Annotated in this window: 25 protein-coding genes; 11 read left to right on the top strand and 14 right to left on the bottom strand. The window is 72.0% G+C overall.

The genetic code is table 11. The annotated features are described in order from the left end of the window. Positions 1 to 27: 27 nt before the first annotated feature. From ACFFR3_RS39950 to ACFFR3_RS39940, 3 genes are all read right to left on the bottom strand, one after another. The gene (locus ACFFR3_RS39950) at positions 28 to 663 is read right to left on the bottom strand and encodes a hypothetical protein (RefSeq protein WP_364369304.1); all 636 of its coding nucleotides are present in this window, start codon (positions 661 to 663) and stop codon (positions 28 to 30) included. Between the two features lie 83 nt (positions 664 to 746). Beyond that, positions 747 to 2,033 carry an ArsB/NhaD family transporter gene (locus tag ACFFR3_RS39945; RefSeq protein ID WP_379484809.1) on the bottom strand — a complete coding sequence of 429 codons (1,287 nt, stop codon included), beginning with the start codon at positions 2,031 to 2,033 and terminating at the stop codon, positions 747 to 749. Positions 2,034 to 2,255: 222 nt separating this feature from the next. After that, positions 2,256 to 2,711, bottom strand: coding sequence for a CBS domain-containing protein (locus ACFFR3_RS39940; RefSeq protein ID WP_364369298.1), 456 nt, complete (start codon positions 2,709 to 2,711; stop codon positions 2,256 to 2,258). Positions 2,712 to 2,882: 171 nt separating this feature from the next. Here ACFFR3_RS39940 and ACFFR3_RS39935 point away from each other — a divergent pair, with 171 nt between their 5' ends. Both ACFFR3_RS39935 and ACFFR3_RS39930 read left to right on the top strand, forming a co-directional pair. After that, complete coding sequence (locus tag ACFFR3_RS39935; protein ID WP_345399929.1) at positions 2,883 to 3,905, top strand: sensor histidine kinase; 1,023 nt, start codon at positions 2,883 to 2,885, stop codon at positions 3,903 to 3,905. Next, positions 3,902 to 4,552 (top strand): response regulator, encoded by a 651-nt coding sequence (locus ACFFR3_RS39930; RefSeq protein ID WP_364369294.1) that lies wholly within the window; start codon positions 3,902 to 3,904, stop codon positions 4,550 to 4,552. The genes ACFFR3_RS39935 and ACFFR3_RS39930 overlap by 4 nt, the downstream gene beginning before the upstream one ends. A 98-nt stretch (positions 4,553 to 4,650) precedes the next feature. Here the strand turns inward: ACFFR3_RS39930 and ACFFR3_RS39925 are convergent, their stop codons facing one another. Further along, a complete protein-coding gene (locus tag ACFFR3_RS39925; protein WP_345399923.1) occupies positions 4,651 to 5,763 on the bottom strand; it encodes an NAD(P)/FAD-dependent oxidoreductase in 1,113 nt (370 codons plus the stop codon). 92 nt (positions 5,764 to 5,855) lie between these two features. On the opposite strand from ACFFR3_RS39925, the gene ACFFR3_RS39920 reads away from it, so the two are divergent. Together ACFFR3_RS39920 and ACFFR3_RS39915 are read left to right on the top strand one after the other, a co-directional pair. Further along, positions 5,856 to 6,200 carry a winged helix-turn-helix transcriptional regulator gene (locus ACFFR3_RS39920; RefSeq protein ID WP_364369288.1) on the top strand — a complete coding sequence of 115 codons (345 nt, stop codon included), beginning with the start codon at positions 5,856 to 5,858 and terminating at the stop codon, positions 6,198 to 6,200. Between the two features lie 137 nt (positions 6,201 to 6,337). Next, positions 6,338 to 6,871 carry a hypothetical protein gene (locus tag ACFFR3_RS39915; protein WP_345399917.1) on the top strand — a complete coding sequence of 178 codons (534 nt, stop codon included), beginning with the start codon at positions 6,338 to 6,340 and terminating at the stop codon, positions 6,869 to 6,871. Positions 6,872 to 6,883: 12 nt separating this feature from the next. Here the strand turns inward: ACFFR3_RS39915 and ACFFR3_RS39910 are convergent, their stop codons facing one another. Then, positions 6,884 to 7,765, bottom strand: a complete 882-nt coding sequence (locus tag ACFFR3_RS39910) for a MurR/RpiR family transcriptional regulator (protein ID WP_355418927.1) — start codon at positions 7,763 to 7,765, stop codon at positions 6,884 to 6,886. Positions 7,766 to 7,934: 169 nt separating this feature from the next. Here ACFFR3_RS39910 and ACFFR3_RS39905 point away from each other — a divergent pair, with 169 nt between their 5' ends. The 5 genes from ACFFR3_RS39905 to ACFFR3_RS39885 all read left to right on the top strand — a co-directional run bounded on the left by ACFFR3_RS39905 (position 7,935) and on the right by ACFFR3_RS39885 (position 12,533). Further along, positions 7,935 to 9,374 carry an MFS transporter gene (locus ACFFR3_RS39905; protein ID WP_379484808.1) on the top strand — a complete coding sequence of 480 codons (1,440 nt, stop codon included), beginning with the start codon at positions 7,935 to 7,937 and terminating at the stop codon, positions 9,372 to 9,374. Further along, on the top strand, positions 9,371 to 9,793 hold the full coding sequence (locus tag ACFFR3_RS39900) for a GAF domain-containing protein (protein ID WP_345399911.1): 423 nt from the start codon (positions 9,371 to 9,373) through the stop codon (positions 9,791 to 9,793). Before ACFFR3_RS39905 ends, ACFFR3_RS39900 begins: the two co-directional genes overlap by 4 nt. Then, the gene (locus tag ACFFR3_RS39895) at positions 9,790 to 10,995 is read left to right on the top strand and encodes a metal-dependent hydrolase family protein (RefSeq protein ID WP_345399908.1); all 1,206 of its coding nucleotides are present in this window, start codon (positions 9,790 to 9,792) and stop codon (positions 10,993 to 10,995) included. Before ACFFR3_RS39900 ends, ACFFR3_RS39895 begins: the two co-directional genes overlap by 4 nt. Before the next feature lie 86 nt (positions 10,996 to 11,081). Beyond that, on the top strand, positions 11,082 to 11,870 hold the full coding sequence (locus tag ACFFR3_RS39890) for an alpha/beta hydrolase (protein ID WP_345399905.1): 789 nt from the start codon (positions 11,082 to 11,084) through the stop codon (positions 11,868 to 11,870). 57 nt (positions 11,871 to 11,927) lie between these two features. Next, the gene (locus ACFFR3_RS39885; protein ID WP_364369273.1) at positions 11,928 to 12,533 is read left to right on the top strand and encodes a hypothetical protein; all 606 of its coding nucleotides are present in this window, start codon (positions 11,928 to 11,930) and stop codon (positions 12,531 to 12,533) included. A 41-nt stretch (positions 12,534 to 12,574) separates the two neighbouring features. Here ACFFR3_RS39885 and ACFFR3_RS39880 read toward each other — a convergent pair whose 3' ends face one another. The 3 genes from ACFFR3_RS39880 to ACFFR3_RS39870 are packed head-to-tail and all read right to left on the bottom strand — an operon-like array spanning position 12,575 to position 14,615. Then, a complete protein-coding gene (locus ACFFR3_RS39880) occupies positions 12,575 to 13,237 on the bottom strand; it encodes a GntR family transcriptional regulator (RefSeq protein ID WP_364369270.1) in 663 nt (220 codons plus the stop codon). Further along, on the bottom strand, positions 13,234 to 14,355 hold the full coding sequence (locus ACFFR3_RS39875) for a CaiB/BaiF CoA transferase family protein (RefSeq protein WP_379484807.1): 1,122 nt from the start codon (positions 14,353 to 14,355) through the stop codon (positions 13,234 to 13,236). The genes ACFFR3_RS39880 and ACFFR3_RS39875 overlap by 4 nt, the downstream gene beginning before the upstream one ends. Further along, positions 14,352 to 14,615: a hypothetical protein gene (locus ACFFR3_RS39870; protein WP_364369264.1), complete on the bottom strand. Its 264-nt coding sequence runs from the start codon at positions 14,613 to 14,615 to the stop codon at positions 14,352 to 14,354. The genes ACFFR3_RS39875 and ACFFR3_RS39870 overlap by 4 nt, the downstream gene beginning before the upstream one ends. Positions 14,616 to 14,679: 64 nt before the next feature. On the opposite strand from ACFFR3_RS39870, the gene ACFFR3_RS39865 reads away from it, so the two are divergent. Then, a complete protein-coding gene (locus ACFFR3_RS39865; protein WP_379484806.1) occupies positions 14,680 to 15,843 on the top strand; it encodes an acyl-CoA dehydrogenase family protein in 1,164 nt (387 codons plus the stop codon). A gap of 4 nt (positions 15,844 to 15,847) precedes the next feature. Here the strand turns inward: ACFFR3_RS39865 and ACFFR3_RS39860 are convergent, their stop codons facing one another. The 3 genes from ACFFR3_RS39860 to ACFFR3_RS39850 form a co-directional block, all read right to left on the bottom strand. Then, positions 15,848 to 16,912 (bottom strand): C45 family autoproteolytic acyltransferase/hydrolase, encoded by a 1,065-nt coding sequence (locus tag ACFFR3_RS39860; protein WP_379484805.1) that lies wholly within the window; start codon positions 16,910 to 16,912, stop codon positions 15,848 to 15,850. Next, positions 16,909 to 17,181, bottom strand: a complete 273-nt coding sequence (locus ACFFR3_RS39855) for a hypothetical protein (RefSeq protein ID WP_345399890.1) — start codon at positions 17,179 to 17,181, stop codon at positions 16,909 to 16,911. Before ACFFR3_RS39855 ends, ACFFR3_RS39860 begins: the two co-directional genes overlap by 4 nt. 206 nt (positions 17,182 to 17,387) lie before the next feature. After that, entirely contained in the window at positions 17,388 to 18,053 is a 666-nt protein-coding gene (locus tag ACFFR3_RS39850; RefSeq protein ID WP_345399887.1) for a lytic polysaccharide monooxygenase auxiliary activity family 9 protein, read from the bottom strand. A gap of 288 nt (positions 18,054 to 18,341) precedes the next feature. Between ACFFR3_RS39850 and ACFFR3_RS39845 the strand changes: the two genes are divergently transcribed. Then, positions 18,342 to 18,929, top strand: coding sequence for a Uma2 family endonuclease (locus tag ACFFR3_RS39845; protein WP_364369254.1), 588 nt, complete (start codon positions 18,342 to 18,344; stop codon positions 18,927 to 18,929). Between the two features lie 79 nt (positions 18,930 to 19,008). Here ACFFR3_RS39845 and ACFFR3_RS39840 read toward each other — a convergent pair whose 3' ends face one another. From ACFFR3_RS39840 to ACFFR3_RS39830, 3 genes are read right to left on the bottom strand one after another with little or no spacing between them, the layout of a single operon-like run. After that, positions 19,009 to 19,680, bottom strand: a complete 672-nt coding sequence (locus ACFFR3_RS39840; protein WP_345399881.1) for a response regulator — start codon at positions 19,678 to 19,680, stop codon at positions 19,009 to 19,011. Beyond that, the gene (locus ACFFR3_RS39835) at positions 19,677 to 20,795 is read right to left on the bottom strand and encodes a hypothetical protein (RefSeq protein ID WP_345399878.1); all 1,119 of its coding nucleotides are present in this window, start codon (positions 20,793 to 20,795) and stop codon (positions 19,677 to 19,679) included. The genes ACFFR3_RS39840 and ACFFR3_RS39835 overlap by 4 nt, the downstream gene beginning before the upstream one ends. Further along, positions 20,792 to 21,946, bottom strand: a complete 1,155-nt coding sequence (locus ACFFR3_RS39830; RefSeq protein ID WP_345399875.1) for a sensor histidine kinase — start codon at positions 21,944 to 21,946, stop codon at positions 20,792 to 20,794. Before ACFFR3_RS39830 ends, ACFFR3_RS39835 begins: the two co-directional genes overlap by 4 nt. Positions 21,947 to 22,073 lie beyond the last annotated feature (127 nt).

Raw genomic sequence — 22,073 nt, 5'->3', positions numbered from 1 at the left:
TCCGCCCGCCGCCCGCAGACCCGCGCGTCAGACCCGGGTCGGGGTGGCGGCGGGGAGACCGTCGCCGGACGGCCCCCGGCCCAGGAGCAGCGTCCCGAGCCACATGACCGCCATGCCGACGGCGGCCAGCGCCGTCGCCTTGCCCTCCTGGAGGGTGGCGGCGCCCAGCAGGACCACCCCGCCGGCGGTGACGGCGGCGCTGACCGGGGTGACGCGGCGCAGCACCGCGAGCACGGCCGCCAGCGCGAGCACCGCACCGAAGAACAGCTGCGCCCCCGGCGTGTAGACGACCAGCTCGATCCCCGGATAGCCGCGCGCCTGCGTCAGCAGCGCCCGCAGCCCGGCCCCGTCGGACGCGACGAACCCGGCGTGCAGGTCGATGACGAGCTGCGTCAGGTTGGCCGCCACGCCGAACAGCGCGACCCCGGTCGCCGCCTCGACCACGACCCGGCGGCCGCCGGAGACCGGCTGGGCGAGACCCCGCATGGCCAGCGTCATCAGCCCGAACATCAGGAAGCCGCCGAACCAGGCGAGGTGCGCCGCCGTCCACCACAGCCCCGGCTGCATGTCGCCGTGAACGGGACGCAGGAGGAACCAGCCGGCGAGCAGGGCGGCGGGGCCGGCGGTGAAGGAGATCTGGGCCAGGCGGCTTGCGGGGTTCATAAGGGCCACAATGCCCGCTGCCGCCCGGCCGGATCATCGGTGATCGCCCCTGATTCATCCCTGAGGACACCAGGGGCGCCGGGTCAGGTGAAGTAGCGCAGCCAGACGTACAGCCAGGCCAGCACGGTGCTCAGCACGGTGACGACGATGCCGTACCGGGTGAACTGCCAGAAGGTGATCTTGTGGCCGTTGCGCGCGGCGATGCCGAGAGCGACCACGTTGGGGCTGGCCGCGACCGCGGTGCCGTTGCCGCCGAAGTCGGCGCCGAGCGCGAAGGCCCACCACAGCGCCTGACCGGCCTGCGGGTCGGCCGCGGCGTCGACGACGCCTTCGACGATGGGGGCGGTCGTGGCGACGTACGGGATGTTGTCGAAGAACGCGCCCAGCGCACTGGAGCCGAACAGCAGCGCCGTCGCGGCGACCAGGTAGTTGTCGCCCAGGGCGTCCAGCGCCCAGGTGCCGATGGCCGCGATCACGCCGGTGTGCACGAGCCCCGCCACCATGACGAAGAGCCCGGCGAAGAACACCAGCGTCGGCCACTCGACCTCGCGCAGCACCTCGTCGACGTTCGCGCGGGAGACCAGCAGCATCACGCCGGCGCCGACGAGCGCCACGATCGACGGATCGACGTGCACCACCGCGTGCAGCCCGAACCCCGTCACCACCGCGGCCAGCACGATCAGGCAGCGCACCAGCAGCCGCATGTCGGTGATCGCCCGCCGCTCCTGCAGCGCCATCACCTCGGCGACGTGCTCGGCGTTGTACTGGAACGACTTACGGAACAGCACCCGCGTGAACAGCACGAACACCGCGAAGATGACCACCACGATCGGCGCCATGTGCACGAGGAAGTCGTTGAACGTCAGCCCCGCACGGCTGCCGATGATGATGTTGGGCGGGTCGCCGATGAGCGTGGCCGCGCCGCCGATGTTGGACGCCAGCACCTCGGCGATCAGGTACGGCTGCGCCGCGATCCGCAGCCGGTTGCACACCACGATCGTGACCGGCGCCACCAGCATGATGGTGGTGACGTTGTCGAGGAACGGCGAGGCGACGGCGGTGATGCCCATGAGCATCACCATCAGCCGGTACGGCCGCCCTTTCGAGCGTTTGGCCGCCCAGATGGCCAGGTAATCGAAGACGCCCGTCTGCTTGATGATGCCGACGATGATCATCATCCCGAGCAGCAGGAAGATGACGTTCCAGTCGATGCCCTCGTGCTCGGAGAAGAACACCTCGGCGCCGGGGATCAGGCCGAGTACGGCCATCAGACCCGCGGCGATGAGTACGACTTTGACCTTGTTGGCCTTCTCCGTGGCGATGAAGAAGAACGCCACGATGAAGATGGCCAGTGCGAGTATCGCGCTCATCCGTTCCGCCCCGGCGGGCCGGCCTGCCCGTCGGCGGAGAGCCCGCGTTCAACGGGCACGTAACGACACAGCAGACGTCCGGGGCATGACGGCAGCGCAAAGTGAAGGGCGAACACGGCGATGACCTTTCGCGATAGTGAAGCCGCCGCGGCGGTGCCGGCGGCCCGCGCCCGAAAGGTCGGGGCGTGGCCGCGCGGCACACGCCCGGCGGGCCTGGTTCTGTCAGTCGTCGGGGGCCAGGGCCAGACTGGTGAGCAGCCGTTCGAGGGTGATGGCTCCGGCGAGCACGCCGTCGCGGCCGACGACGGCGACGATCGGGCTGCGCAGCCGCGCCATCAGCGCGGCCACCTCCAGCAGCGTCGCCTCCATGCGGACGGTCGCCGGGGTGACCGGGTGCCGGGGCAGGCAGTCACCGACCGTCCGCTCGCCCAGTTCCCCCCAGAACACGTCGGCGTGGGCCTCGTCGATCGTCCGGCACAGCGCCGGGTCCTCCTGGTACGCGCCTGGCACCGCCAGCCGTAGCACCTGCGTCCCCGGCAGGACGCTGGCGGGCCGCCCCTGTCCGTCCACCACGATCAGGCCGGGCATGCGGCCCAGGGCCATGAGGCGGACCGCCTTGGTGACGGGGTCGTCGGCGGTGACGGTCGGCAAACTTACGGCGATGTCGCTGGCATGCATGGCATCCGCTATCTCTCCAATCCGGCTCTGCTCAAGTCTCGCGGCGGAGAGGGGTCGCGAACCATCGGGTCCGTCACCCATCTCCGTGGGGATACAACATGTAGGCGTGGGCACGGGATGAGAGTCAGCCCGGATGGACAACGACGCCCTCGGACGAAGAGGCTGATAACCATGGACGACCGCGTGGCCGGCGGGGCGGCGCAGCGGGCGGTGCACCTGCCGCGCACTCCGGCTCAGGCGCTGTTCCGGCGGCTGGTGCTGATCAACGGGCTGGTCTTCACGATAGGCACGCTGGTGCTGGCGTTCTCCCCCGCCACCATTTCCGCACCGATCGTGCTGGCCGAGGTGCCGGTGCTGCTGATCGGGCTGGCCGTGATGCTGGGGGCGAACGCGCTGCTGCTGCGCCGCAGCCTGGCGCCGCTCGACGCGCTGACGGCCCTCATGCAGCGGGTCGACCTGCTGCGCACCGGTGACCGCCTGTCCGACGGAGGCAACAGCGACCTGACGCACCTGATCGGGACGTTCAACTCGATGCTCGACCGGCTGGAGGCCGAGCGCAGCGCGAGCAGCGGCCACGCCCTCGCGGCGCAGGAGGGCGAGCGGCGGCGCATCGCCCGCGAGCTGCACGACGAGATCGGCCAGAGCCTGACCGTGGTGCTGCTCGGGCTGAAGCGGGTGGTGGACCGCGCGCCCGACGATCTGCGGGAGGAGCTGCACGGCGTGCAGGAGATCGTCCGCGCGAGCCTCGACGAGGTCCGCCAGGTCGCCCGCCGGCTGCGGCCCGGCGTCCTGGAGGACCTCGGTCTGCACAGCGCGCTCAACGCCCTCGCCGCGGACGTGTCGCAGATGAGCGGCGTGAAGGTGCTGCGCTCCGTCCAGCCCGACCTGCCGCCGCTCGGCTCCGACGTCGAGCTGGTGCTGTACCGGATCGCGCAGGAGAGCCTGACCAACATCGCCAGGCACGCCCACGCCGAGCACGCCGAGGTGTCGCTGCAGGCCGAGGACGGCCGGCTCGTGCTGCGGATCGCCGACGACGGGCAGGGCGGCGCGCGCCAGGACGGCGCCGGGATCCGCGGCATGCGCGAACGCGCCCTGCTGATCGGCGCCCGGCTGAGCGTCGACTCCCCGCCAGGCGTGGGCACGTGCGTGCGCCTGGACATCCCGGATCCCGCGAATCGGAGCGCAACCTCGTGAACAAGACCCGGATCCTGCTGGCCGACGACCACGCCCTCGTACGGCGGGGGCTGCGCCTGATCCTCGACGCCGAGCCCGACCTCGAGGTGGTCGCCGAGGCCGCCGACGGCGCCGAGGCGGTGGCGGCGGCCGACGAGACCGAGGTGGACCTCGCCATCCTCGACATCGCGATGCCCCGCATGACCGGGCTGCAGGCGGCCAGGGAGATCTCCCGCCGGGCGCCCGGCATCCGCATCCTGATCCTGTCGATGTACGACAACGAGCAGTACTTCTTCGAGTCGCTCAAGGTCGGGGCGTCCGGCTACGTGCTCAAGTCGGTCGCCGACCAGGACCTGCTGGAGGCGTGCCGGGCCACCATGCGGGGCGAGCCGTTCCTCTACCCGGGGGCGATCACCGCGCTCATCCGCGACTACCTGCAGCGCGACCGGGAGGGCGAGCGCATTCCCGAGAGCATCCTGACGCCGCGGGAGGAGGAGATCGTCAAGCTGATCGCGGAGGGCAACTCCGCCAAGGAGATCGCGGAGACGCTGGTCATCAGCGTGAAGACGGTCGATCGGCACCGGGCGAACATCCTGCAGAAGCTCGGCATGCGCGACCGCCTCGAACTCACCCGCTACGCCATCCGCGCCGGCCTCGTCGAACCCTGACCGGCGGTCCCGCGCGGGCCTGCCGGACCCCTGACGGGCGGCTGCCGGGCGGCTGCCGGGCGGCTGCCGGGCGGGCCGCGCTCCGGGCCCGAAGCGGGTCAGGCGGTCTTGTCCGGGACGTCGAAGGCGGCGCTCGCGTAGGTGGCGAGCATGTCGCGGCCCTTGATCTCGGCGGCGGCGTCCGCGCCCACGACGCCCTGGCCGGGCAGCTGGCCCGCGCCGCCCTCCGGGCCGAGGGGGACGACGATGACCGCCGGCTGCCGCTCGTACGGGACCGGCTCGCCCTCGCCGGTGATGATCGCGCGCAGGTTGGCGGCCAGCAGCTCGCCCTGCCGCGCCGCGAGCCCGGCCATGTCGCGGTCGGCGTCGGCGATGTCGCCGATCGCGAACACCCGCTCCTGCCCGCGCACCCGCAGCAGCTCGTCCACCTGGACGTAGCCGCGCTCGTCGAGCGCGCCGGCCAGCTCGCCGCGCAGGTAACCGGTCCGCAGCCGCACCCCGAAGCAGCGGAACCACATGTCGGCGACCAGCTTGTCCCCCGACTCGGTGGCGATCGCGATGGGCGCCACGGTGGCGGGCTCGGCGGCCGGCAGCTCCCGCAGCGCGCTGCCGAGCTTGAGCTCGACGCCGATCTCGGCGAGCTGGCGGCGCAGCTCGTCCCGCAGCGACGGCTCGAACGGGCCGGGCAGGATGTCGTCGGACACGTCGGCCAGCGTGACGTGCTTGCCGGGGAAGGCCGCCTTGATCTCCCCCGCCAGTTCGAGGCCCACGGGCCCGGCGCCGACGAGCAGCACCCGTCCCGCCTCCCTGAGCGCGTCGTGCGCGGCGCGCACCTGGGCCTTGGCGGCGTCCGCGTCCGGGGTGTCGATCTTGGCGGGGAACGCGTACGCCGACCCTGTGGCCAGCACCAGGTAGTCGGGTTCCAGCGTGGTCCCCGACGCCAGCGTCACGCGGCGGCCGTCCACGGCCACCGCGCTGTCACGCAGGAACCGGCCGTGCTCCAGCAGCCGCCGGTAGGGCAGGAAGATCCGGTCGAGCCACTCGGGCTCCACCAGCGCCCGCCAGGCGGCCAGGTTGTGCACGAAGGCGTCGGACGGATCCACGAGCGTCACGTCGGCGACGTCGTCGAGCAGCTTGGCCACCTTGTGGCCGCCGTAGCCGCCACCGAGCACCACGACGGACGGGCGGGTGCCCGTGGGGTTCTCACTCATCACGCATCTCCTGGCTAGGTATCGAGAGGCGGCTACGTTATACATACTTACTACGAAAATCAAAGTGGCAGTTTTTCTGCTAGTTTGGAGGCATGCCGGCACCGACACCCCACACCGTGGCAGCCTGCATGCGCCGCGACGAGGCGCTGACCCGCGCGTTCACCCTGCTCGGCAAGCGCTGGGTCGGCGTCGTGCTGGCGAGCCTGCGCATGGGGCCCGCCGGGTTCCGCGAGCTGTCGCGGGCCATCGAAGGAGTCAGCGACTCCGTGCTGTCCGACCGGCTGTCCGCGCTGACCAAAGAAGGGCTGATCGTCCGCAAGGTCGACGAGGGCCCGCCGGTCGCGGTGTCGTACGAGCTGACCGAGGCCGGTCAGGCGCTCATGCCGGCCCTGGAGCAGATCTCCCAGTGGGCCCACGAGCACCTGCCGCCCCGCTGACCACGTGCGGGCGGACTCCTAAGGTCGTCCAGCGAATCGCCCATCGCGTTACCAACCGCCCTTGATCGCCCGGTATGGGGTGTTACGTTGAAGGAGCAGGCGGTGCCCCACACACCCGGCGAAGGACGTGGTCTTCCGTGCTCTACCTCTTCGGCTTCGATCGCATCGGCGTGGCCGTCAGCGACATCTTCTTCGTCGATCCCCACCCCATGAAGGGGCAGGAGGGGGCCGAGCGCGGCGTGCGGCTCGAGCTGCGCCGGCTGGAGACGGGTGAGCTGAAGGGGTCGATCTACTCGGCCCGGCCGATCACCGTCGACCGGCCGATCTGGCGGGTGGACCTGCTGGAGTCGGTCTCGGGGAAGCCGGGCAGCTTCGATCGCACGCATCACCATCCCGGCGTGGACGGCTGGGAGCCGGGGCAGCGGGTGTTCGACAAAGGGCTGTCGCAGGAGCCGCTGAAGTGGCTGCTGCTGCGGCTGTCGGACCTCGAAGACGTGCTGGACAAGGCCGGCGAGCCTCGGGACACGGTGTCGGAGGCCGATGTGGTGGGGCTGCGCGACCGGGCGCCGGAGATCGTGGAGACGGTGGCGCGGCTGCTCGACGTCACCCGGTCCGCGCCCGTGCCCGAAGGTGCCGAGGTGGCCACCAGCGTGCGGGCCAGCTGGTTGTGACCCGCCCGTAGGTCAGCGGTCCCCCGAGGGGGTGCTGGGGCGGCGGTGGAGGAGGGAGAACTTCGCCCACATGGCCTCCGCCGCCTCGATGGAGGCCCCCGTACGCGCCGGGTCCACGGCGGCGAGCTGGGTGACCAGGGCTTGGGCGACGGCGATGCCGGCCGTCAGCGAAGGGAAGAACGCCTCGCCCTCCGCCGGCACCATGACGACCTCCTCTGCGGCCCCGGCCAGGGCGGGGCTGGCGGCGTCGGTGACGGCGAAGACGCGGACGCCGCGCGCCCGGGCCTCGTTGGCGGCGAGGACGGTGCTCTCGTACAGGCGCCAGAAGCTGATCGCGATCAGGACGTCGCCCGCGGCGCTGGCAGCCATGGTGTTGGCGAGCTCCGCGTCTCCCCCGGTGACGGCGGTGACCGGGTAGCCGGCCAGGCGGGCGTTGTGGGCGAGGGCGATGCCGACGGCGGCGTAACTGCCGTCGGCGACGATCACCGTACGCCGGGCCGCCGCCACGGCCTCGGCGATGGTCACCAGCACGCGCTCGTCGAGGCGGCGGTTGAGCAATGCCAGGCTGTCGAGGTCGCGGCGCAGCGAACGGGCGCTGGGCGAGCCGCTGCCGCGGTGCTCGGCGGCGACCTGGCCGGCGCTGAGCGAGGACAGGTAGCGGGCGCGCAGCTCCTGCTGGAGTGCGGGCCAGCCGGCGAAGCCGAGGGCCTGCGCCGTACGGGTGACGGTCGCCACGTTGACCCCGGCGAGCTGGGCCAGCTCCTGCGCCGACCCGAACGAGGCCCGGCGCGGCTGGGAGAGCAGCACTTCGAGCAGGGCGGCCGACTTGCCGCGCAGCCCGCGCGCCGGCAGCCGGTCGCGCAGCCATTCCTCGAAGCTGTCGGTGCCCGTCATCCCTCTCCTCGCCCGGCTCCTTGAGGCCCTTCTCGGGCATCCGGCGGGAGACATGGTACGTGCTCCAGCGGGGCCAGACTTGCAAAGAATATTGCAATTTTAGCGAAACGCACTATATGTTGCTTCGCATTCGACCTGCAGGGCCAAGACCTGGGGAAAGGTGTGTTCGATGACCTTGTTGGCCCGTCTGGACCGGCTCCCGCTGAGCCGTCCCCACTACCTCCTCCTCCTCCTGATCGGCGGCCTCGGCTACACCTTCGACGGCATGGACTCCGCCGTCGTCGCGTTCCTGCTGCCGAGCGCCCAGGAGGCCTGGGGCCTGTCGAACGGCCAGCTCGGCATCATCGGGTCGGCGACGCCGTTCGGGTTCCTGTTCGGCGCGACGGCGGCCGGGCTGCTGGGCGACCGGATCGGGCGCAAGAAGGTCATGATGTACGCGCTCGCCTTCTACGCCGTCTTCTCGGTGATCGCCGCGTTCGCCCCCAACTATGAGATCTTCCTGGGCGCCCGCGTGCTGGCCGGCGCCGGCGCCGGCGCCGAGAGCGCGATCATCGCGCCGTTCCTGTCGGAGTTCGTGCCGGCCAAGCGGCGCGGCTGGTTCGTCGGGGCGCTGTCCGGGTTCTTCTCGTTCGGCTTCGTGGCGGCGGCGCTGATCGGCCGGTTCGTGGTGCCGACGTTCGACGAGGGCTGGCGGATCGCGCAAGTCGTCACCGCGCTGCCCATCCTCATGCTGCTGTGGTGGCGCCGCTCGCTGCCCGAGTCGCCGAGATACCTGCTCCAGCAGGGCCGTACGGGCGAGGCTGAGCAGGTGGTCGCCGACCTGGAGCGCCGCGTCGAACGCGCCACCGGAGCGCCGCTCCCGCCGGTGCCCGAGGCCGCGACCGCGCCGGCCGCGGAGACCCCCAAGGTGAACCTGCTCAGCGCCCTGCGCTTCCTGTGGAGCAGGGCCATGGCCAGGCGCACGGCGGTCATCTGGCTGATCTGGTTCGTGATCACGTTCTCGTACTACGGGTTCTTCTCCTGGATCCCCACGCTGCTCGTGCAGCGCGGCATCACCGTCACCAAGAGCTTCGAGTTCTCGATCATCATCTACCTGGCGCAGATCCCCGGCTACTTCTCCGCGGCCTGGCTGTCGGAGCGGCTCGACCGCAAGAACACCATCGCCATCTACCTCGCGGGCTCGGCGGTCAGCGCGTTCTGGCTGTCGCAGATGGACTCGCCCGTCACGATCACGCTCGCGGGCGCGGTGCTGTCGTTCTTCCTGAACGGCACGTACGCCGGCGTCTACTCCTACACCCCCGAGGTCTTCCCGACCTGGATCCGCGCGACCGGCACCGGCCTGTCCAGCGCGTTCGGCCGGGTCGGCAGCATCATGGCCCCGGCGATCATCGGCTGGTCGGCCGCGAGCCTCGGCTTCGCCGGCGTGTTCGGGCTGACCACGGCGGTGCTGGCGGCCGGCGTGATCTGCGTGATGGTGTTCGGCCTGGCCACCGCGGGCCGTTCCCTGGAAGAGCTGACCGAATCCACCACCACCGGATCCACCACCACCGGATCCACCACCACCGGATCGACCACCACCGGATCGACCACCGAGGAGGCGACCAAGTGAACGACCTGGACGAGCTGGAGCGGCGGGTCCGCGAGGAGGTGGGCGTGCGGCTGTTCACCGTCCTCGCCTGGCTGCCGGAACGCCGGGCCCTGCGCCGCGTGCACAGCAGCCACCCGGCCGAGTACCCCGTGGGCGGCGAGAAGACCGTCGAGGTGGCCCAGCAGTGGCTGAGCACCTGCATCGAGGGACGCGAGCCGTACTTCGGCCGCGACAAGGCCGCCGTACGGGAGATCTTCGCCGACCACGAGCTGATCGAGAGCCTCGGCTGCGGCTCGATCATCAACGTGCCCGTGCTCGGCCGGGACGGCGAGGTCGCCGGCGTGCTCAACATCCTCGACGCCGAGGGCGCCTACGACGACGCATCGGTGGCCGCCGCCCAGGCGATCGCCAAGGAGTTCACGTTCGGCGGTGCCGCATGAGCCTGCTGCTGCGCAACGCGCTGCTGCTCGACGTCGGGACCGGCGAGTACGCCGAGGCCGACCTGCGCTGCGCCGACGGCCGGATCGCCGAGACCGGGCGCGGGCTCGGCGCGCCCGACGGCACGCGGGTGATCGACGTGGCCGGCGCGCGGGTCGTGCCCGGCCTGATCGACGCGCACGTGCACGTCACCGCCTCCAGCGCGGATCTCGGCTCGCTGCGCTCGATGCCCCCGTCGTACGTCACCGCGCACACCGCCCGCATCATGGGCGACATGCTGAGCCGCGGCTTCACCACCGTGCGCGACGCGTCCGGCGCCGACTTCGGCCTGGCCGACGCGCAGGCAGAGGGGCTCATCCGGGGGCCTCGGCTGCTGTTCTGCGGCAAGGGGCTGAGCCAGACCGGCGGCCACGCCGACTTCCGGGGCCGGGGCGAGCACCTCACCGACGACCACCCGTGCTGCGCCGGCGTCGGGCGGGTGGCCGACGGGGTGGACGCCGTGCGTGCCGCCGCCCGCGACGAACTGCGCAAGGGCGCCCACCACATCAAGGTGATGGCCTCGGGCGGCGTCGCCTCCCCCACCGACCGCATCGACTCGACCCAGTACTCCATGGACGAGCTGCGCGCCGCCGTCGAGGAGGCCGAGGCCGCCAACCGGTACGTCGCCGCCCACGCCTACACCGCCCGTGCCGTCAACCGGGCCCTTGAGGCCGGGGTGCGCTCCATCGAGCACGGCAACCTCATCGACGACTCCAGCGTGGAGCTGTTCCTGCGGCACGACGCCTTCCTCGTGCCGACGCTGGTGACGTACTGGGCGCTGAAGGAGGAGGGGCGCGACTTCGGGCTGCCGGCGAGCAGCTGGCGCAAGGTGGACGAGGTGCTCGAAGCGGGCATCGTCGCGCTCGATCGGGCCGCGCGGGGAGGTGTGCGGATGGCGTACGGGACGGACCTGCTCGGCGGCATGCACCGGCACCAGAACCAGGAGTTCCGGCTCCGGGCCGAGGTGCAGTCGCCCCTCGACGTGCTGCGCGCGGCCACCACGGGGGCGGCGGAGCTGGTCGGGCTGACCGGCGAGCTCGGCACGCTCGCGGTGGGCGCGCACGCCGACCTGCTGGTGCTCGACGGCGACCCGCTGGAGGACATCGGCGTGCTGGCCGACCCGAAGCACATCCGCCACGTCATCCAGTCGGGCACGGTCGTCTAGCCACTGAGCGCCCGCGACCGGTCCGAGACGTCCGGCCGCGTGTCGTGGGGGTGCGGGCCGACGGGCGGGTGCGTACCGTGAGGGGCGTGACGACGCTCCTGCGTGCCGCCCTGGTCGTCGCCGCGGTGGCGGTCCTGCTCCTCGCGCTGCTGTGGGTGTTCCAGCGGCGGCTGATCTACCTGCCCGACCGCGCCGCCCCGCCGCCGGCCGGGACGGTCGTGCCGGGGGCGCGTGACGTCACGTTCACCACCCGGGACGGGCTCGAACTCGCCGCCTGGCACGTGCCGGGCCGGCGTGACGTGACCGTTCTGGTGATGGGCGGCAACGCGGGCAACAGGCTGCACCGGGCGCCGCTGGCGAGCGCGCTGGCGGCGCACGGTCTCGGGGTGCTGCTCATGGACTACCGCGGCTACGGCGGCAACCCCGGCACCCCGGACGAGGAGGGCCTGCTCCGCGACGCGCTGGCGGCCCGCGACTGGCTGGGCGGACGCCGGGTGGTGTACTTCGGCGAGAGCCTGGGCGCGGCGGTCGCGACCCGCCTCGCCATGGAGCGCCCGCCGCACGGGCTGCTGCTGCGCTCGCCGTTCACCGACCTGGCGGCGGCCGGCCAGGTCAACTACCCCTTCCTCCCGGTACGCCCCCTCCTGCGAGACCGCTTCCCCGTCGCCGAGCAGATCCGCCGGGTCCGCGCACCGGTCGTCGTCGTGTACGGCACCGCCGACACGATCGTCCCCGCCCGCCTGAGCCGCACGGTCGCCGAGGCCGCCGGCGCCACGGTCGTGGAGATGGACGGGGCCGGCCACAACGACCTGGAGATGCTGAACGGCCCCGCCCTGATCAACGCCGTGCTCGATCTGGCGAGCCGGCCGGGCTAGAGCGGATGTATCCCCGGCGGCATCGTCAGGCCCCGCACGCCGCCGTACGATCCGCTGGTGACCGCCTTACGTCTGGCCGTGGCCGCGATGACCCCCGTCGACCGCGCCGATTACCTGGGATACACGCCCGACACCGAGAGCCGCAGGCTCATCGCGCACGGGCTGCCCAAGGAGCTGCCGGAGACACTCGGGGGCCGCCACCGCTTCACCCCGCTCTCCCTGCACGTCGGCGCCCGGCTGGCCGCGGCGGCCTTCGCCAGGCTCGACGGCGTCGGCCTGTTCTGGCTGGACGTGTGGCTGCTGTCGCCGCGCAGGGGCCGCTGGCAGCTGCGCACCGGCAGCACCACCCCGGCCGACCCGGGCGACGAGGAGGTGCTGCGCCCCCGCCCCGCGGCCGACGTGCTGCACGGGCACGCGCCCGCCGGTCGCGGCTCCCGGTTCAACGCCAGCCGGGTGCCCTGGCTGCGGCGGCCGTTCCGGTGGGCGGCGTACGGCATCCTGCGCCTGTCGGCCGAGGTCGGCAGCGTGCGGATCGACGCGCGCGACGTCGTGGTGCCCGAGCACGGGCTGCAGGCGCTGGCCTGGTGGCCCGCCCGCGAAGGCATGGAGGCGCTGCTGCTCGACCACAACGGCCGGCCACTGTCGTCGGTGGCCCTGCGCTGACCCTGCCCTTACCCCTGCCCCTACCCTGCTCTTACTGGGGGTCAGGTGCTAAGCAGGGGGGCGAGCGCGGCCACCGCGTGGCCGCGGTGCACGTCGAGGGTGGCCACGGCGTCGTCGGCGGAGCGGCGGCGCAGCGCGTCGAGGGTGGCGCGGTGCTCCTTGATCACGCGCTCGCGGTTGCCCGCCTCGCCGTAGTACATCGACCGGTAGGCGTCGGTCGAGTCCCACAGCGTACGGATCAGCCGGGCCAGCCGCGGCATCCCGGCGCAGTCGAACAACGTCATGTGGAACACCCGGTTGGCGGCGGCCATGGCCGGCACGTCGCCCGCGGCGGCGGCCCGCTCGACGTCGTCCTGCGCGGCCTCCAGCCGGGCGAGGTCGGCGTCGGTGAGCCGGGCGACCGCCCGGCGCACGGCCTCCTCCTCCAGCAGCTCCCTGATCCGGTAGACCTCGCGCAGGTCGTCGAGGGAGAGCGTCTCGACGAAGTAGCCCCGGTGGGCCTCGTAGGTGACCAGCCCCTCGCCCTGCAGCGTCTTCAGCGCCTCGCGCAGCGGGACCCTGCTGACCTGGAGCTCCTCGGCGAGCGCGTCCTGCCGGATGGGGGCGCCGGGGCGGAGCCTGCCGGTGGTGATGGCCCGCCGCAGCTCGCCCAGCACGAACTGCTGGGCCGTGGGCGGCCTGCGTCGTGCCTGATCGGGACTCACCGCCCCAATATCTCACGAACCCACGCCTCGTCCTGCCCGAGCTCCGGCGGCCTGCGGCGATAGGCGGGCGGGGTGGCGCTGAGCCGCAGCGGGTTCGCGACCTGGCCCACGCCGTCGAGGTCCACGGCCGGGCCGAGGCCGAGATCCGCGGCGAGGGAGAAGGCGGCGGCCAGGTCGTTGATCGGGCCGCACGGCACGCCTGCCTCGGTCAGCCGGCCGAACCACTCGTCGGCCGTCCGCTCGGCGAGCGCCGCGTTCAGAGCGGCGACGAGCGGCTCGCGGGCGGCGACACGGCCGGCGTTGGTGGCGTAGCGCGGGTCGCCGGCGAGACCGGGCCGGTCCAGGGCGGCGCACAGGGCGCGGAACTGGCGGTCGTTGCCCGCCGCGATGACGATCGGGCGGTCGGCGGCCTGGAACACCTCGTACGGCACGATGCTCGGATGCCGGTTGCCCATGGCGCGCGGCACGACCCCGGCGGCGGCGTACGCGGAGGCGTGGTTCGTGAGCGCCGACAGCAGGGACGACAGCAGCGACACCTCGATGCGCTGCCCCTCGCCGGTCCTGTCGCGGTGGCGGAGCGCGGCGAGGATGCCGAGGCCGGCGTGCAGGCCGGTGATCACGTCCACCAGCGCCACGCCCGCCTTGGTGCCGGGGCCTTCCGGCTCGCCGGTGACGCTCATGAGCCCGCCGACGGCCTGCGCGATGAGGTCGTAGCCGGGCAGGCCGGCTCCGGCGCCGGAGCCGAAGCCGGTGATCGAGCAGTAGACCAGCCCCGGGTTCAGCTCGCGCAGCGTCTCGTAGCCGAGCCCGAGCCGGTCCATGGTGCCCGGCTTGAAGTTCTCCACCAGCACGTCGGCCCGCGCGGCGAGCGCCTTCGCGACCTCGGCGCCGGCCTTGAGGTCGAGGGCGATCGAGCGCTTGTTGCGGTTGACGCCCAGGAAGTACGTGGCCTCGCCGTCGGCGTACGGCGGTCCCCAGGCCCGCGTGTCGTCACCGGCGCCGGGCCGCTCGACCTTGATCACCTCGGCGCCCAGGTCGGCCAGCAGCATGGTGGCGTAGGGACCGGCCAGCACCCGGCTGAAGTCGGCGATCAGCAGACCGGACAGCGCCCCGCTCATGCCGGCGCCCCGAGGTGGACGGTGACGGTACGGGGGGAGAAGTCCCTGGCGGCGCGGCCCTGCACGCCCACCTCCAGCCGGTCCACGTCGCGCAGCGCGGTGCCGAGGTCGCGGGCGGCGGCGACCGCCCGATCCACCTCGGGCACGGAGGCGAAGCGCCCGCGCGCCACCACCTCGGAGGGCCGTGCGGGGTCGGTGCCGGCGAACTCGGCGCCGTCCCCCTCGACCCGGCGGCCGGCGATGAGATGCAGAACGTCCATGGTCAACGCACCCTAACCATGCCATATTGGATTTTCAATATTGGATCCAAAATACGGAGAGGCCATGATCCCACCCACCGCCCTGTTCTCCCTGGACACCCTGCTGACCGAGGAGGAGCGCGAGATCAGGAGCACGGTCAGGCGCGTGTGCGACCGGGAGATCCGGCCGCACGTCGCGGGCTGGTTCGAGGCCGGCGAGCTGCCCGCCCGCGAGCTGGCCCGCACGCTCGGCTCGCTCGGCGTGCTCGGCATGCACCTCGACGGGTACGGCTGCGCCGGCATGGGCGCGGTCGCGTACGGCCTCGCCTGCCTGGAGCTGGAGGCCGCCGACTCCGGCCTGCGCAGCCTGGTCTCCGTGCAGGGCTCGCTCGCCATGTACGCCGTCTGGAAGTACGGCAGCGAGGAGCAGAAGCAGGAGTGGCTGTCCGCGATGGCGGCCGGAGAGCGCATCGGCTGCTTCGGCCTGACCGAGCCCGACTTCGGCTCCGACCCGGGCGGCATGCGCACCACGGCCAAGCGCGAGGGCGGCGACTGGGTGCTGAACGGCACCAAGATGTGGATCACCAACGGCTCGATCGCCGACGTGGCGGTGGTCTGGGCCCGCACGGACGAGGGCGTGCGCGGCTTCCTGGTGCCGGCCGGCACGCCCGGCTTCACGGTCAACGAGATCAAGCACAAGATCTCACTGCGCGCGAGCGTGACCAGCGAGCTGGTGCTCGACGGCGTGCGCCTGCCCGCCGACGCGATGCTGCCCGGCGCGCGCGGCCTGTCCGGGCCGCTCGGCTGCCTGAACGAGGCCAGGTTCGGCATCGTGTTCGGGGCGATGGGGGCGGCGCTCGACTGCCTGGAGACGACGCTGTCGTACGTGGCCGACCGCGAGGTGTTCGCCAGGCCGCTGGCGTCGTACCAGCTGACCCAGGAGAAGCTCGCCGATATGGCGCTTGAGCTGGGCAAGGGGCTGCTCCTCGCGGTGCACCTCGGCCGGCTGAAGGAGGCCGGGACGCTCACCCCCGAGCAGGTGAGCACCGGCAAGCTGAACAACGTGCGCGAGGCCCTGGAGATCGCCAGGAAGTGCCGCACGCTGCTCGGCGCGAACGGCGTCACCCTCGAATACCCGGTGATCAGGCACGCGGTGAACCTGGAGTCGGTGCTGACCTACGAGGGCACCTCCGAGGTCCACCAGCTGGTCATCGGCAAGGCGCTGACCGGCATCGCCGCCTTCACGTAAGGGCTCAGAACGTCTGCCAGGTCGCCTCGGTGACCTGGCAGGGCCCGCCCTGGTGCACCCGCAGCCGCCCGGCGGGCAGGTCGAGCCCGATCGTGGCGAGCGTCTCCCACCGCTGGTTGAGCGGCTGGGTGAGGTCGGGGTGCGCGCAGACGGGCGCGCCGGGGGCGTGGCTGAGCATGGCGAGCGCCCGCGCGTTCTGATCCTCTTGCCTCAGCCCCTCGACGTGGTCGCTCAGGTGGCGGAACCGGTCGAAGGTGCCGGGCCGCTGGGTGGCGTGCCGCTCCCCCGCCGCGAGGTCCGCGTCCAGGAAGTGATTGCAGTGCAGCAGGACGCCGTCGGGCCCCGGCGGGATGACGGCCACGCCGGCCGGGGAGATCTCGATGGATCCCGCGTCCGACTCCGTCACCACCGTGATCACGGTCGAGGCCGACACCCGGGCCGAGCGGGCGATCCCGGCCGCCTCCTCGACGGAGGCCGCCTCGTCGAGGATGCGGCGGGCGATCAGGTGCACGGGCACGCCGAGGTCGGCGGTGTCGGACTCGTGGCGCAGGATGTTGAAGTGCACGCCCAGCCCTGCGGTGCCGATCCCGATCTTGGCCAGCGCCCCCGCCTCGGTGAACGTGCGCACGACGTGCCCTGGGCGCGGCTCCAGCTCCCACAGGATGGGCGCGTCGCGCAGGTGGTCGTGCCAGTCCCAGGTCTGCACCGTACGCGGCGGGCCGCTCTCGGGCAGCACCACCGAGGTCGAGCACTCGCCGTGGCCGATCGCGTCGATGGCGGCCAGGATCTCCGTGCGCGCGTTGACGACGGCGACCTGCCACGGCTCCAACCCGGCGCCCGCGGCGATCCCGGCCATCTCCTCCGCCAGGTTCGGGGCCCAGTCGGCGCTGCGGTCGAGTGCCCGCTCGCCCCACCCGCGCACCTGCGCGGGGGTGGCGCCGGCCACGGCGAACAGGTCGGTGTAGCCGGCGTAGTTCTTGACGATGTGCTTGCGCAGGTGGGTGCCGAGTTCCTTGCCGCGGAGCCTGGGCTCGGTCTGGCTGGACGTGAAAGTAGGAAAAGTCATCATTTGTCCATCAAATCGGCGAGCCGCGGATTGTCGGCGGCGAAGTCGGCGCGGACGCGCTCGTACCGTTCGGCGTCGATGTCCCGGCTCAGCTTGAACATGGCCAGTACCGACCGTACGTGCACGCGGAAGGCCACTACCCCGGGCAGCAGCGCGCGGAACCTCTCCCGCGAGGCGGGCGCCGGCTCCCAGGACGGCTCGCCGTACACGGTGGGCGAGACGTCAGCGCCGCCACCCGCCCGTAGCGCCTCGGCCTCACCCGCCACGGACACGCCCGGCTTGCGGACGGCGTCGGCGCGATCCGCCCCTCATACGACAGCCCTGATACGACAGAGGGCCCTCGCCGCCTCCCCTTGCGAGGAGGCGGCGAGGGCCTTCCCAGGCCGGCCGGGCGTCAGGTCGTGGGATGCCGGACCACGACCGCGACGGAGGACGTGCCTGCGTGACGTCCCCTCGGCCGGGAGCTCTCCGGGCCCTCTCAGCTGAAGGTGACGTCGCTGCAGATGTAGTACGTCTGGTCCTGGTGGGAGGCCTTCCAGATCGTGTAGACGACGTGGCGGCCGGTCCGCGACCCCTTGTTCAGGCCGGTGATCATGTACTCGTTGGCTGGGGCGTACCTGGGGGTCTCCCTGACCAGCTCCAGGTGGTTCCAGCCGAGCGGCGTGGTCGTGGCGTCGTAGCCCTGCCTGGTGATGTAGACCCTGATGTAGTCGGCGCCGTGGTAGGCCTGGTCATACAGGCGGATGTCGAACGTGCTGCCGAGGCTCGTCGTCTTCCACGCGCCCGGGGTGTCCATCGAGCGGTAGCGGCCGCCCTCGGCCCGGCCGCCGCTGCAGAGCTGGCCGCTGGGCACGGCCGCCTGGTGGTTGCCGCCGACGTTGTCACGGTAGAGCCCGTTCCAGTTCCACATGGCGTTGGCGTTGTCCTGCCACGCCTGCCAGCACATGGGGTCTTCCTGCGCCATGGCGGGGTTCAGGTGGTCGCTGCCCCAGCGCAGCCAGCAGCCGTAGTTGCGGGAGGCCGGGTCGACGACGGAACCGTGCGCCGATGCGGTGCCGGTCAGCGGCACGAGCAGGATCATCGCGATGGAGAAGAGCAGGACCAGGGCGCGCGGCGCCCTGCGGCGGTGCGGTGCTTGGGGCATGTGCGGTCTCCGTGTTCCGGTCGGGGGGTTGCCGGTGATGAGGAGCGCTCCTGGTGGAGGGACGCTATCTGACGGCCGAGGTACGGCCAAGTGATGCCCGCTGTCAGCTCCGCCGAGAGAGGTCCCGCGTCGGGGGTTGAGCTGCGGAAAGGGCTTTCCCGATATTGCTCAGAGACTTGAAACTTTCAAGAGGGCGAGCTGTAACGGCACCAAAACTAAGAGTGATGAAATACGGGTAAGTAGCATGTGGCCGAGGGCGAGAATCTCGATACTGAGTGGGTGACCGCAATGGCAACGATCGAGCCGGCCGGGACGGAGCGAACCGTTCTCCCCGGCAAGCCGCCGTTCACTGTCGACGACCTGCTCGGCTTCCCTGACGATGGGAACCGCTACGAGCTTCTTAACGGGAGCCTACTGGTGAGTCCAGCCCCTACACCCCTGCACCAGCGCATCATCTACCGCCTGCAGCGGTTGCTCGATGATGCGGCACCGCCCGGGCTGGAGCCACTGGCAACTGTCAATCTGCGGGTGACCGACAGCAACTTCTACATCCCCGACCTGGTCGTGGTCCGCGCGGAAGCGGCTAGCAATGTGGAGTTGATGTTCGCGCCCCGCCACCTGCTCCTCGCTGTGGAGGTGGGCAGTCCGAGCACCACCACCCATGATCAAAGCATCAAACCCTTCGCGTATGCCCGGGCAGGCATCCCTCACTACTGGCGCATCGAGCCCGACGAAGGACCTGCTCTCTACACCTACCGGCTCGACGGCGACGGTTATGGCGAGCCCGCCATTCACAAGGCAGGCACGGTCGCTCACCTGACGGCGCCCTTTCCGCTCGCCTTCGATCCCGTCGTGCTCAGCGCCGAGCACCGCTGAAGCCCCCGACACAGGAGATGTGCCTGGACCCCGGGTCTGCCGGCCCCCTCCTGCCGGGAGTTGCCGGGGTCCAGGGGGCTCATCCCTCTTCCCGTGAGGTCTTCGCGGCCAGGGAGGTGTAGACGGTGACCTCGTCCGGCTGGACCAGGCCGTCCTGGATGGCGCAGATGAGGAGTTTCTCCTTGGTGGGTGCGGGGCGGCCGGCGGCGGCGTACTTGACGCGGGCGCGGTCGATGTACTGCCGCACCGTACGTTCCTTGATCCCCATGCGGGCCGCCACCGACGCCTTCGACATCGACTGGAACCAGTAGAGCAGCGCCATCCGCTCCTTGTCGGACAGCTGCGGACGGTGCGGGCCCTCGTCGGTGGCGATGGCCTGGGCCATGGGAGGCGTGACGCTGGGCCGGTCGGCGGCGACCTCCATGATGGTCTCCAGGCACGACTCGCGGGTGGCGCGCCCCTTGCCGATGAAGGCCGAGGCGCCGGCGTCGAGCGCGGCCCGGACGATCTCCGGCTCCTCGTGCTCGGAGAAGACGATGACGCGCTGCCCGTCCGCGCATAACCCGGCGATGCGGTCCATGACCATCGTGCCGTTGAGGTTGAGGTCGAGCAGCAGCACGTCGGCGGCGACGCCGCGGACCGACTCGATGGTGGGCCCCTGGGCGACGAGCGTAACGGGGCCGGGCGGGCCGAACCACGACCGTACGCCGTCCACCACCACTTGGTGGTCCTCCACCAGCGCGACGGTCACGGGCCCTCCCAGATGCTGTTGACCCACACCTCACCTCCCTGCCGCTGGTAGCTGACGACGACCCCGCTGGCCTCGCGTACGGGGCTGGGGCTGACGGGCAGGTCCTCGTTGTCGGCGACGACGGCGACGCTGACCATCGTGGACATGGCCGACACGGTCACCCTGGCCCGCGACCTGGCGCCGTCGAGCGCGCGGACGGGCGCCCTGAGCAGGTCCTCGCGGACGCCGTCCGGCAGCTCGGGCAGCCGTTCGCCGAAGGGCGGCGCGGTGACGAGGACCTGGCGGCGCTCGGCGGCGTCGATGCGCTCGCGCAGCACGGACACCAGCTCGTCGGGCACGTCCTCGCGTTCGGTGATGAGGCGGCGCAGCCGGGCGGCGCCGGCGGTGCAGTCCTCGCGGACGCGCGGGTCGCCGGGGTCGGCGCCGTCGGCGAGCTGGTGGAGCAGGGTATCGGCGACGTCGCGGATGGCCTCGTAGCGGCGCAGCCGGTCGGCGTGGATGCGCTGGGCGGACTCGCGCCAGGCGTCGTCGGCGGCGAGCCTGCGGGCCAGCAGCACGGTCTCCTCGGCGCGGGTGCGCAGCATGTGGCAGCCGGCCATGTAGCCGAGCTGCATGGTGACGCCGCCGGCGATGACGACGAGGTATTTGGCGATGGAGACGCGGTCGAGCGAGCCGGAGAGGGCCATGGCGAGGAGCATGATGCCGGCGTTGGCGCTCAGGAAGGCGATCATCTCGGCCTTCCAGCGGGGCCGGTTCCAGCTCAGGATGACGGCGAGCCAGCCGACCGAGCCCCAGCCCCAGTCGCTGATGCCGAGCAGCTCGCCGGGGCGGCAGGCGAGGATGACGGCGACGTCCACGGCGAGCGCGGCGGCGGCGAGCTCGCGGATGCGCGCGGGGCCGCTGGAGGTGCGCGCCAGGGCGAGCGCGCCGATCACCAGGATCACGGAGTAGACGACCCAGGCGACGAGCACGACGATCGGCCAGCGGAAGGAGCTCCAGCCGGTGAGGGTGACCGTGAGGTCGTAGCCGAGGTGCCAGACGGCGGCGATGACGACCGCGCCGAGCGCGGTGTAGCGGGCGTAGCGCTGGGCTACCTGCTCGATCTCCTCGGTCATGGCCGCCACCACAGGCTGACGCGGGTGCCGCGGACGCCGGAGGTGATGGCGGCGCCGCCGTTCGGCAGGGAGCGCATGGTGTCGAGGATGGAGCCGCGGACGCCGAACCGGTCGGGCGGCAGGCGGTGCTGGTCGAAGCCGCGCCCGTGGTCGGCCACCTCGACCCTGATCGTGCCGTCGCGCCGGCCGCAGACCAGCTCGGCCTCGCGGACGCCGGCGTGCAGCGCGACGTTGGCGAGCGCCTCGGTGACGGCGCGGGCGAAGCGCTCGGCGACCTCGCCGGGGACGGTCTCGGGGGTGAGGTCGCGGCGTACCTGGAGGCCGTCGGCGCGCCCGGCGACCTCGTCGAGCAGGGCGTCGAGCGCGATGGGCGCGGAGTCCGCGGTCGGCTGGTCGCGCAGCTTCTCCAGCGCGGTGAGGTCGGTGCCGGCCTGGGCGCGCAGGGTGGCGGACGGCCTGTCGTACGTGCCGAGCCCGACCATGGTGAGCGTGTGCAGCGCGGTCTCGTGGATGCTGCTGACCTGGCGCAGCTCGTCCTCGCGGCGCAGGCGTTCGACGATGAGGGCGATCTCGGCCTGGGCGCTCTGCCGCAGGAAGGCGTCGGCGGAGACGGCCGAGCGGCGCAGCAGCGCCATCAGCAGCACGATGGCGAGCAGCTGCACGATGTTGACCCCGAAGGGGCCTGTCACGTCGTGCGTGGGTGAGGCGATGCGAACGCCGGCCGCGAAGGACACGGCCACCGCGAGCCCGGCGGGCACGGCCAGACGGGGACGCCACTGGGCGCCGGCCAGGACGATGGTCATCGTGACCAGCCCCGAGACGAAGCTCGACCCGGTGTTGAGCGCCTCGGGCGGCACCAGGTGGACCTGGGCCAGGCAGAGCGCGACGGTGGCGGCCACATCACCGGCCACCAGCCAGTGCGGCAGCGGCAGCGCGCGCAGGAAGACCCGCAGGTGCAGCGCGGTCCAGGCCAGGTGGACGAGCAGCATCGGCACGAGCCAGCCGAGCGAGACCGGAGGTACGGCGCCGAACAGCGCGGCGACCACCGCCACCACCCCGACCGCGCTGCGCGCGCCGGAGGCCGTGCGGGCGACCGCCTTCTCCAGCTGCCTGGTGGCCGAGTCGTATCTCGTGGAGCCGGAGTGAGCCATGAGCCGTCCGCACGCGAGATGGGCACAAGACGGGACTCACGATAACGCAGGGCATGATGCTCCATAAGGCGTCAAATCCTGTTGTCACCAGGGTTTCCGGCCTTGTCAAGATCCCGCCCGCTCCCGG

It is taken from the genome of Nonomuraea salmonea (assembly GCF_042428605.1).
GTDB classification, from domain to species: Bacteria; Actinomycetota; Actinomycetes; order Streptosporangiales; family Streptosporangiaceae; genus Nonomuraea; species Nonomuraea salmonea.
The sequence above is the reverse complement of the archived record's forward strand: the minus strand, read 5'-3'. Positions and strand labels throughout refer to the sequence as shown.